Raw genomic sequence first — 10,384 nt, forward strand, 5'->3', positions numbered from 1 at the left:
GTGCGAATTACACAACTGTTACAGTGCAACAACCGTCACATAAACGGCGGTTTGGGGGACAGGCCAGGATGGGGGGATTCTGGGCGTCCAAACGATCACATAACCGGTCACGTATTCTCTATACCGCATAGGGATGGTTCGTTTACGGGATAGCCTTTGTTGTAGCCGACGGGTCCTGTCGTGATGGGCCCCCTCTTCTCAATACCCGCCACGCAATGGCAGGCGTTCGCTCGTCAATAGTGCTTACTGGGCTTGCTCATTGAGTGAATGCTGTTGTCATCGGCCTACCTCGACCACCATTGTGCGGTGGTCCGCAGTCCTTTTGTTTCAGAATTCAACACGGTCCCGCCCATTGCTTTTAGCTTCGTAAAGCGCTTTGTCTGCAATGGTCAAAAGATCGTTTACGGAGTCCCCCATACTGGGAATGGTACTGGCAACTCCGACGCTGACAGTGACAAAGCCACTTGGAGAGGAGGGATGACTGATGCGGGCATCTAGAATCCAAGCTCTTATTTTTTCTGCGATTTCTATTGCGCCTTCTGGAGGGGTATCGGGTAGAACAGCACAAAACTCTTCGCCGCCAAATCTCGCTATAAAGTCTGAAGTCCGTTTTGGAAAATTATTCAGCAGTTGTCCAATTTTTCTTAAGCAAGCATCCCCTGCAAGATGTCCTTCCGAATCATTGATGGCTTTGAATTTGTCGGGCAATCGTCGAAGATCAGTTGGTCCATCCGCATGAAGATATGGCAATTTCCAGGTGGAGGTCTTTAGCGGATGACCGACATCGGCGAAACAACGTGAGGGAATTTTTTTATTTGGGATGCCTTAGATCATCACTGTCCTCGTTTTCTGCTGCATAGGGTACGTCCGGAGCAGAATCCGCGATTACAGATTAGGAAGGCTACTTAAGCGCACACAAGTATCATCTCCAGGGAGTATGATATTTTGTCGCCGTGGGCTTCTTATGTGCATCGTTATGGGCGTCATTCAAGGATATCCGGTCGATATGACTAACAGCAAAAAAAGATATAAACTTATCAAAATGTTATTTGGCACATGAACAATCACCTATAAAGCGTTTGTGTGCCCGTCGATTATCGTTTTTCTCGACTTCCTGACATTTGATGTAACGAAGTCGAGAAAAATATCCAGCGTCAGCCCGGAATCTCCCTCAAAAACTTGGTAAAGAGGCCGGATGTGGTATGGTGACCGGTTTGCCTGGAAAATTCTCGATTTGACGGTTGAAGTATAGGTGGGCGAGGTGGGATGTTCCTGCCGTGCACTACGTCGTGATGTCGTGCGGAAGAACACGAGCAATTTTCGAATCGCGCATAATTTCCAGACATCCTGCCAGGCAGGTTACCAGGTAATTGGTAAGGTACTTTCATGTTCCACTTTTTTATTACTACCATGACCGTTCTCATTCACGCCGCCAGCCCAATTCTTAAAGCCTATGGCCTGCCCGCTGTATTCGTTTTGCTCTTTATCGAGAGCGCCGGTGTTGTTTTCGCGCCGGGTGAGGCGACGGTGGTAGCCGCCGGATTCCTTGCGGCCAAAGGGTTGTTCCCGGTATGGGTGGTGCTGCCTCTGGCTATGCTTGCCGCCACTCTGGGCGGTTATCTGGCCTATGGCCTGGGTGAACGCTACGGACACAAGGCCTTGCTGCGCTATGGCCGCTATGTGGGCATCAAAGCGTCCATGGTGGATAAGGTACATGTATTCTTCTGTCGTTTCGGGGCGCCCGTGGTGCTGGTCGGACGTTTCATCGTGCCGCTGCGCCAATTGCAGGGTTACATGGCCGGAGCGTCGGAAATGGGATTCCGGGCGTTTGCAATATGGAGCGCGATAGGTGCCGTGCTGTGGGTTGCCGCCTGGGGCGGCGGTGCTTTTTTGCTGGCCAGACACATTCCGGCATGATTGGATGCAATCTGGGTTTCTATTGAACCTTTGTATCCCGGGTGAAAATAATCTGATATCGCGGCAGGAATGCCCATTACTGGACAGCCCGCACGTTTTCATAAGTCAATCCTCCGCTGAAGAAGGCTCCTCCAGTGATTCCCGCTCGGCTTCTTCCATTCGAGTACAAATTTTCTTTCTGGCTTCCGGGCTTAAATGAAACGTACTCCATCTGCCCGCAGCAAGGTGAAAAAGTTGATCCATCCAGCGTAGCTGGCGGGCATAGCGTCTGCATGAGGAACAAAAGAGCAGATGCATCTTTAGGGCCCATTGCTCCCGATGTGAAAGGGATTGGTCCTGACTGATGGACAAAAGCTTCGCCGCATCACGGCAGGTCAACATGAGGCGCTTTATCATTCATTCTCTCCTTCCACGAATTTGGCTCCTAAGCAGCGGTTAATCTGCAATCGCGCACGGTGCAATAACACAGAGAGATGATTCGCAGTTATCGAAAGTGCGCTAGCACATTGCGCAGCCCCCTCGCCGTACCATTCGCGTAACAAGAATGCAGAGCGCTGTAGTTCTGGAAGAGCACGCAAGCATTCTCTCAAGATCCGAAGCATATCTTTGGATTCCATATCTTCCTGAGGATTGCGACCCCAGGAACCAGGCCGTACCGACCAGGCACCGTCACGCTGAAATACTGCGTTCTCAATATCTGGATCCAAGTCATTCACATCTAACCTGCTATTCTGTGGCGAGCGCGAATACTGACGGAAATAATCTTGAATCTTGTGTTCGAGAATGGCATATAACCAGGTACTCTCTTGCGCCTTCCCGGAGAATTTTGCCCGGCCATGCCAGGCTGCCAGCAGGGTTTCCTGTACCAGATCCTCTGCCTGTGCAGGGTTTCCTGTTCGAAATAATGCATGCCGGTAAAGCCTGTCGCCGTAGCGATCCAGCCATTTATGAGGATGGCAACACGCATCTTTTTCGTTTTCTGATGCCATCAAGGCGCTCGCTTCTGTAATTGCGGTAACAACTCCGCAAGCTCCTTCTCCGATATCATTCCCGGGATTCGTCCTATCTGATCATTTTTGCTTTCATAAAGCATGGCCGGCGTGCCATCAAAGCCCAGAGCCGTCATCATTTGCAAATTAGCCTTTAATTCTTTTCTCGTGATCGCAGTGGGCTCAGCTTTGGGCAGCTTGGCATAATTACCGGTGCGAAGCGCGGGCCCAACCATGTGCTCAAAATGCTTCAGAGCGCTTTCTGGATCTGCGGATTGCAACCAGGCCGCTGCTTCCTCCGGACTCTGAGGTGTGAGAATCGCGACCGGCACATAGCGTACCGTCAACTTACCCGCTTTGATCAATGGAGCTTCATGCGCATACATGATATGACAATATGGGCAATTGGGGTCCTGAAAATCATACAGAATCGGGCCATGATGGCCTTCCTGGATGTAGGTAAGACGTTGGGGGAGTACGTTGTTCCATAGCTGCTTGGCTGCCGTCGCAGTGGAAGAAGTGGGGGTGGATACCTTCGCTTCGGCAAGATTCGTCCAGAGGAGCAGCAAGCTGCCAACACCCAGGCTGACCACTAGCCACGATATGAGGGTTCGTGCGGGAAACATCTTCATCTCTACGATTCTCCTTGAAGCTGGTGTGCCGTTGGCCATCGCTACTGTTTGGGTATGAAAATCCCGTCACGCTGTGCCGAAGCCAAATACTGGGCAGGATCGATGCCAGGTTCCGCGTCTACGGCTGCGGAGGTGGCCTCCCCAAGTGTCTTGTGTTCCAGCAGGCTTCGATACCAAGACGCTTCTCCCATGGGTAGGCTGCGCATGAGGACCTCTTCTTGCGGGCGGCAGATGAAGACCCGATCCCCGCCGAGGGCGTCCAAATCGAGGGGCGAATCAGTCTCCGGGTGCTGGCAGAACTGCCAGAGCGCGAGAAGGGGATAGTCCGACTCGATCAAGCGCACAGAAGTATGTAGGCCACTATCCATAAATTCCTCTGCAGCGAGATACGCTTCATGGCTCGCCCACTCCAACCGGGCTACATCGGCCAAGTAGGCTATTGACCGCGTAAGTGGATGCATACCCAGAAACTCAGGCATGCGGGCTCCATAAGCATTGCGATCTCCGCATAACGAGGGCGTACTGCGCGCATAAGCATGAGCAATTGCCCGAAAGCAGTCCTCGCCAATCAGCAGGAAGATAGCTCCATAAATATTCTTGAGACCTTCCGTAAAGCCCTCCAGAATATTGTTGCGGTAGACTGCTGTCGAAACAGCAGACGAAAAAGGTCCATCGAGATCGGGAATGAGACCCCCTTCCGATAATACCGCCTCCATGAAGGAGGCTTGCCAAGAGAATGGGGTACTCATGGCATCTCCTCCAATACTTGTTCTGCGGTGTTTGCTTCATGGAGCAATCTCTCTATGGGTGGAATATTCGCATCCCATTCGATCAGGGTTGGCACCTTTCGTCCCAACACCTGCAATGACTGACCATACAGGGACCAGACTTCAGGCCAGACGGGCTGGCTGTGCGTATCAATCAAAATGTCCTGGCCAAGCGCGTTTTCGACACTAAAGCCAGCCAGATGTATTTCCTGTACGGCAGCTCCATCAATGTTGGCAAGGTATTCTTCCTGACGGATACCCAGGTTTCGGCTGCTGACATAGAGATTGTTGATATCGAGGAGTAGCCCACAGCCTGTGTTCCTGACCAAAGCGTTGAGAAAGGCCCACTCAGGCATCTGCTCAGTGGCAAACTGGAGATAGGCTGAGACATTCTCGATGAGAATGGGCCGTTTCAGAAAATTTTGCACCTGATCGATGCGGTCGCTGACATGCCGGAGCATGGCTTCCGTATACGGTATGGGTAATAGATCATGGAGATAGCGGCCCCTGCTAGACACCCAGCAGAGGTGTTCCGATACCAGGCCCGGTTCATAGCGTGTAATCACTTGCCTGAGTTTATGGAGATAGTCCATGTTGATTGGGTCAGCGCTGCCCAATGATAAACTGACACCATGAAGACTCAGCGGATATTCCTGCCGCACCTGACGCATCACGCGATGAACCAGACCACCATCGGCAAAAAGGTTCTCGCTATGTGCCTCGACCCAGGCAATCTCTGGCTTTCCAGATTGGAATGCATGGTAATGGCATGCCCGCAGTCCAATACCTGCAGCAGCAGGAATGGCATTGTTCGACAAAGTCTGAAAAGAGGGTTCCGTCGCTGCATAAGCCATTAACATACACTCCTTTTTTTCAACAAGATTGCAGACCAGGCAGGTCTGAATGCGCTACAAGTATGCCGGGGCAAACTGCCCCGGCCCTGTGCTTTACTTCCCGGGAGTGAGGCTACCCCCCACGATTTTCATGCAAACGCCTTTGGGTACGGCCAACCAGGCGTCCGGGTTGCCGTTGGTTTTGGCCGAGCCCCGAGTGATGCCGCCAATGGACATGCATTGGTTCTGATGGGCACGGGCGATGCCGTAGCATTTGACATAGCCATGCGGCATCATGCCTGCCCAGGCAGTGCTGGCGAAACCGGCTCCTGCCATAACCACCACCCCAGCAAAAAGGGTGCGCTTGAAGGTCTGTTTGCGATTTGCTACTTGACTCATAATAAACTCCTTTTTCAAAACAACCACGTGGTTTCCCCGAAGGGAGCGTATTGCCTTGTACCCACAAAGGTACGTGACAAGGCTATCAATTGCTAAGTGTTTGCCATCCGTTTGCCGTATTTCCAGAACTTCTTCAGTCCGTAATCCAGGGAGAATATGCCCGGCCCGTATACTGTCGTGAACAAGAGAAAAATCCCCCAGGGAACTTGATCCATCATTCCGGAAATCCCCATCTGGGGGTAGGAAATAACGGTGATCACGTTGTAAATAAATAAAAATCCAGCGGCGAATCTACCAGCCAGACCGAAAGCCAGAAGCACCGGAAAAACAATTTCAATGCCGGTACCAAGATATGCGGCCCATACCGGTGGCAGAAGTGGTACATGGTACATATGCTTAAACAGCATGACGGTTGCGGTCATGCTTTGCAGCTTGACCATCCCGGCGGCCCAAAAGATTTTGGCGACCCATAGGCGCGCTGCCAGATCTGCAACGGGAGCCAGGTAGTGTAGCCAATGCACCAATTGGTCGTATCCTGATTCCATTTTGTGAAAAACCCTAGAGCATGCTGCCACCGGACTCTCCTCCATGCATGAAATGATTATTGTTACTTCCCAGGGACCAGGCTGCCTCCTACAATTTTTTCGCAAAGCCCTTTAGGTATATAAAGGAAGGAATATTTGCCACCATTATGAATGGATTGCCCGGCACACGAATGTGTCGTGGTCGCGCAATCATTCATGTGGGCTCGAGCGATGCCGTAGCATTTGACCCAGTGGGTAGTACCAGCAAAGGCTGGAGCTACAGACCCCATGCTTCCTGCAACGACCAACATCCCTGCCAAAAACATACGAGTAGAAATACGTTGCTGACTGTTGAGCTGCTTCATGGATACCTCCGTTTGCGCGTGGTGGATGCGTGCTTTCATGGTATGAGTCGTGGGTTCTCCCAAAATCTTACAGCACAGACCCAGGAATACTGGCGCGAGCCTGTGGCGGGTCCTGCCACTTGCGCTTTGTCCCGACGCATTCCTCCTTGCTTGTGGCATGGATGTAGGTTTCTATACCTAATCTGTCGTCAAACTCCTATCAGGGATGGATCAGCCATCATCGCAACTGGACGTGATGGCCTACACAACGGCAATCGTCTCATGCAATCCATCAAGGCTAAGGCTAAGGGCTATCGCGCCCACCAACACTTTACCCATGCCCCCCTGATCCTGGGTAAACTGGATCTCAGGCTACCCACTTAGATGAAGCCCATATCTTCATTAAACTGCTGTCACGCCAGAATAGCGAAAAAGAGGCGTGACGGAGTTGGCACACTACATATTGTGCAAAATTGAAAATATATCACGACATATAGTTGACATGTGGTGGGCGACATGATATTTAGAATGCGTACTCGCCCCAACTTTGGGGATAACTGGTCTGATTACCAGTTGTCGGTATCGGCCATCCTCGCCACGGGTCCTAATCTTATCTGGATGGCATATGCACATAAGGAAGATCTCATGCGGATCCAGCCATCGAGTGTACTCTATATCCTGCTTCTATTCGCAACGGCAGCGCTTTTGTGCACTGTTGGATTGGGTTTGGCCGGGGTTATCCCGGGTGACAGTATCTATGTCTATGCCTACATAGCATTTTTTGCCGGCTACGGCGCATTGGGTATCAATGCGCTCGATTCGCTAGCGCGCATGCGCTGGATGCCTCGGTCGCTACTGCAGTGCAGGATATATGACAGCGCAGCAGCCCATGCCTCGGATAGTATGATACGTGAGATACGGGATGTGTGGCGGGGCAGCCGACGCGCAATGCGTGGTAACCCCATCTATTCGGAGATGGGGATCGTCGGCCACATCCCCAATGCTGTCGGACCATCACGGAGTTCGGGCCGCCAGCGATCGGGCGCATCTGGCCGCCGGTCGCCGACGAAAAAAAGCGGAAAAAAAGATAGCGATGGCGGCGATGGCGATGGCGGGGATCCGCCACTCCAAGCACAGCGGCTATACACCTACGCCCAGCTTGCAGTTTTAGTTTCATGCGCGGAAAAAACCTTAAGAAATAAGGTCTCCAATGGGCAATTCCCTCGCCCGATCAAAACGTTATTCGGCCCCAGATTCACTGATGAACATTTTCAGCTAGCTCTCTCCCCACCGCCACAGATCAAACGTGGCAAGGGTCGTCCCCGTGTCGCTCAGAATACGGGTGGGAAAGGGGGTGAGCAATGATCACATCCCCACAACTGCTGGATGCCACGGACTTGTGGTTGCTCCACAATGACCCCGATCTTGCGGGTGTCACTGCAGCTCAATACGTCAACCGGCGCATACGTCAAAACCATCGGACAGGCGGAATGCTTTGGGAAGAGGCGCAAGAGGCCGGCCACTACGGCTTGCCCGAATCGCAGGACCACCCCGAATTCGTGCCTGAATTCGTCAACTATCTGATAAAAAATAAAAAAATCAGAAAAGGCAGTCATAATCCGGAGCGCGACCAGGAGATTCTAGTTGCGTTCATTGAGGATGGCGGGATCAGGCCAAGACAACTGGCTCGTAAATATGGCATATCCCGTCAGGCAGCGAGCAAGCTACTCGCGCGACTCAAACCCGCATTGATCAGATTGTATCTTGATTACAACGCAGCGCGCAAAGCAAGCAGCAACTCCTCCCTGTATCCGTGCCCACATGTCCAGACCGAGCCGTTGTCAGAGGCTGTTGCGGATTTGCGGGGGGCATCATGAATGCACCTACCCGCATCAAGTCGCAGATCCCCGACCTGCGGAACTCGTCACGCATTAACCAAGATCTCCAGTCCCCGTCGATGGACCTCATGGCCCTGCTGGACTCGGCTGGCATTCCCTGCCGCCGCGTCGGTAAGGAAATCGAGGCAGACTTCGACCAGTCCGGCCATCTCAGCTACAAGCTAAATCCTAGAAAGGGCGTTTATTTCTCGACCACTGGCAAAAAGGGCAAGATTGCATCGTTGCTGCGTAGTCACAAACTGCCAGACACGGCCTACACTGGCCAGGCCAGCGCACTCCCGAAAAAAAACATCGGCATAGCCCGCCATATCTGGTCGTCTGGTTGGACCTGCACTCATCGGCAGGATATGCCCGTAGACTGGGACAAAGGTCTGAATGCCAGTCAAAAAGGGGCCGTCCGCATCAAGCACGCGGAGGAGCGGGAAGCTGTCATTACTTATCTGACTGCCCGTCTGGGACCTGAGCATGTGGAGGAGCATTGGCTACGCCAAATCCGCATTGCTAGGGACAGGCTTGGTCAAATTATGATGTTGGTCCCCATGTATAAGGATGGGGAAGTGGTTGGTATCCAGCGCACCTACTTGACCCCGAACGGCAAGAAGATCGTAAGGAAGATGCTAGGCCAGAAAGGGGTGTTGCCATTATCAGCTCCAACAGGAGTCAATCCAGCCCAGCTTGCAGGTGTACGAAATATGTTGATAGGTGAGGGGTTTGAAACTGTTGCGGCCGCGATTCAAACGGCGGGGTATGGCGGCATTGTCTGTTTTGATGCGGTTGGGTTGACAGTCTGGGCTGAATCTCAAGCAAGAGTCGCTGCGGAACAGAGTAAGGAACAACTGGACAATACCCCAACTGCAACCATCCTTGCCGATAATGACGAATCCCAGACCGGACAAAAAGCGTCGGCAAAAGCGGTTCGGGCTTTGCGGAAAGCTGGCCTCAAGGCTCATTTTGCCCTGCCCCCCCTACCTGAAAATGGCGGGCCAAAAGGCGGACCCAAGGGTAGTGACTGGGGAGATTATCCGCAAGAGGGCTTGAGCCATGCCATGCTGGCTCACTTGCAGATGGCTGTTAGCAACGGTGACAGCGAGATGCCAGTTCTCGATGCCGATGATGACGCAAAACGGGCAGAACTGGAAGAAACTCATGATTTCACATGGTTACGTCTTGCGGAAAACCTGGCAGACTTCCCGGTGACTGACACGGTTGAGCAGGTTCGTGACAATCTCAAAACCGATTTTCAGAAGCTCGTGGAGGACTATTTGGATTGGTGGGGCAGCCAGAGGGACGCCAAGGATCCGTCCTTGTTTCAGCCCGTGTTGTTCCAGATCACAACGGGGGCGGGCAAATCCCGGTATCTCAAGAAGTTAATCACTAATCTGCCCCTGCGGAAAGCGGGGGTGCGGGTCTGTGTTGGCGTGGGCGACCACGCCCAGGCCGCAGAGTTTGAGGCTGTGGGATATTTTCATTTTTGGGGGCGGCAGCCGAATGAAGAAAAGTGTCCTGCGGCTTACTGCCCGGCACACGAAGATCTGGCCAAGGCTGTGGATCGTGAGCATATCCCTCAAGCCGAGTATTGTAACAGCTGCCCACATGGGATTGCCTGGTCTATCGAGAAAGTGCGGGCAAAACTTGAGGATGGTAACGTGTCCAGCCAAACGCAAGTAGACGACCTCGAGGAGCGTATACAGCAGCTTGTCGCACTCTTGTTGCGTATGGGGCTGGATCCCGGTGACGTGCTACCTTGCCCGTGGCAGCAGCACCTGAAGTCTGCAATGGATGCCCAATTTGTGGTCATGCACCACCTGAGCTATTCCGATAGTCTGGTCAACAACGCTCTATATTTTGCCGACGAGAGTTTTGATATCGGAAAAACCGTGACAATTAATCTCGGAGATATTGCGCAATGGGCAAAAGAGCTGGATGGACAGGTACGGCATTTTAGCGTGCATCCGCCGTTGGCTGACGAAGGTAGGGAGACGCAGGTTAAAAAGGCCCGAATGGCCATGCAAATGCTGGCTGACCGGATGGCGTATTGGGCGGGGCAAGGCAAATCCGGCGCGGTAGAACTTGACGCAGGT

At 52.6% G+C, this 10,384-nt stretch carries 13 protein-coding genes; 4 read left to right on the top strand and 9 right to left on the bottom strand.

Translation table 11 applies throughout. The features are described 5' to 3' along the window. Positions 1-327 precede the first annotated feature (327 nt). Positions 328-708: a GGDEF domain-containing protein gene (locus B1757_RS04660; protein WP_172437599.1), complete on the bottom strand. Its 381-nt coding sequence runs from the start codon at positions 706-708 to the stop codon at positions 328-330. 678 nt (positions 709-1,386) lie between these two features. Here B1757_RS04660 and B1757_RS04665 point away from each other — a divergent pair. After that, complete coding sequence (locus B1757_RS04665; protein ID WP_101537208.1) at positions 1,387-1,917, top strand: DedA family protein; 531 nt, start codon at positions 1,387-1,389, stop codon at positions 1,915-1,917. 105 nt (positions 1,918-2,022) lie between these two features. Here B1757_RS04665 and B1757_RS15900 read toward each other — a convergent pair whose 3' ends face one another. From B1757_RS15900 to B1757_RS15355, 8 genes are all read right to left on the bottom strand, one after another. Beyond that, on the bottom strand, positions 2,023-2,313 hold the full coding sequence (locus B1757_RS15900; RefSeq protein WP_368233156.1) for a zf-HC2 domain-containing protein: 291 nt from the start codon (positions 2,311-2,313) through the stop codon (positions 2,023-2,025). Then, entirely contained in the window at positions 2,310-2,906 is a 597-nt protein-coding gene (locus tag B1757_RS04675; protein ID WP_101537209.1) for a sigma-70 family RNA polymerase sigma factor, read from the bottom strand. Before B1757_RS04675 ends, B1757_RS15900 begins: the two co-directional genes overlap by 4 nt. Further along, positions 2,906-3,538, bottom strand: a complete 633-nt coding sequence (locus B1757_RS04680) for a thioredoxin fold domain-containing protein (RefSeq protein ID WP_101537210.1) — start codon at positions 3,536-3,538, stop codon at positions 2,906-2,908. Before B1757_RS04680 ends, B1757_RS04675 begins: the two co-directional genes overlap by 1 nt. 41 nt (positions 3,539-3,579) lie before the next feature. Further along, complete coding sequence (locus B1757_RS04685) at positions 3,580-4,287, bottom strand: HvfC/BufC N-terminal domain-containing protein (protein ID WP_101537211.1); 708 nt, start codon at positions 4,285-4,287, stop codon at positions 3,580-3,582. Next, complete coding sequence (gene bufB / locus B1757_RS04690) at positions 4,284-5,159, bottom strand: MNIO family bufferin maturase (protein ID WP_101537212.1); 876 nt, start codon at positions 5,157-5,159, stop codon at positions 4,284-4,286. The genes B1757_RS04685 and bufB overlap by 4 nt, the downstream gene beginning before the upstream one ends. A gap of 93 nt (positions 5,160-5,252) precedes the next feature. Next, positions 5,253-5,537 carry a BufA1 family periplasmic bufferin-type metallophore gene (locus tag B1757_RS04695; RefSeq protein WP_101537213.1) on the bottom strand — a complete coding sequence of 95 codons (285 nt, stop codon included), beginning with the start codon at positions 5,535-5,537 and terminating at the stop codon, positions 5,253-5,255. A gap of 92 nt (positions 5,538-5,629) precedes the next feature. After that, positions 5,630-6,058 (bottom strand): DoxX family protein, encoded by a 429-nt coding sequence (locus B1757_RS04700; protein ID WP_253253709.1) that lies wholly within the window; start codon positions 6,056-6,058, stop codon positions 5,630-5,632. Between the two features lie 86 nt (positions 6,059-6,144). Further along, the gene (locus B1757_RS15355) at positions 6,145-6,426 is read right to left on the bottom strand and encodes a BufA1 family periplasmic bufferin-type metallophore (protein WP_172437600.1); all 282 of its coding nucleotides are present in this window, start codon (positions 6,424-6,426) and stop codon (positions 6,145-6,147) included. A gap of 507 nt (positions 6,427-6,933) precedes the next feature. On the opposite strand from B1757_RS15355, the gene B1757_RS04710 reads away from it, so the two are divergent. The 3 genes from B1757_RS04710 to B1757_RS04720 form a co-directional block, all read left to right on the top strand. Then, a complete protein-coding gene (locus B1757_RS04710) occupies positions 6,934-7,770 on the top strand; it encodes a helix-turn-helix transcriptional regulator (RefSeq protein WP_101537216.1) in 837 nt (278 codons plus the stop codon). A gap of 125 nt (positions 7,771-7,895) precedes the next feature. Continuing rightward, positions 7,896-8,282: a MarR family transcriptional regulator gene (locus B1757_RS04715; RefSeq protein WP_172437601.1), complete on the top strand. Its 387-nt coding sequence runs from the start codon at positions 7,896-7,898 to the stop codon at positions 8,280-8,282. Continuing rightward, a partial coding sequence (locus B1757_RS04720) for a toprim domain-containing protein (RefSeq protein WP_172437602.1) occupies positions 8,279-10,384 on the top strand: 2,106 nt, incomplete at its 3' end. The genes B1757_RS04715 and B1757_RS04720, both read left to right, overlap by 4 nt.

The sequence above is a fragment of the Acidithiobacillus marinus genome, assembly GCF_002847505.1.
Taxonomy (GTDB): domain Bacteria; phylum Pseudomonadota; class Gammaproteobacteria; order Acidithiobacillales; family Acidithiobacillaceae; genus Acidithiobacillus; species Acidithiobacillus marinus.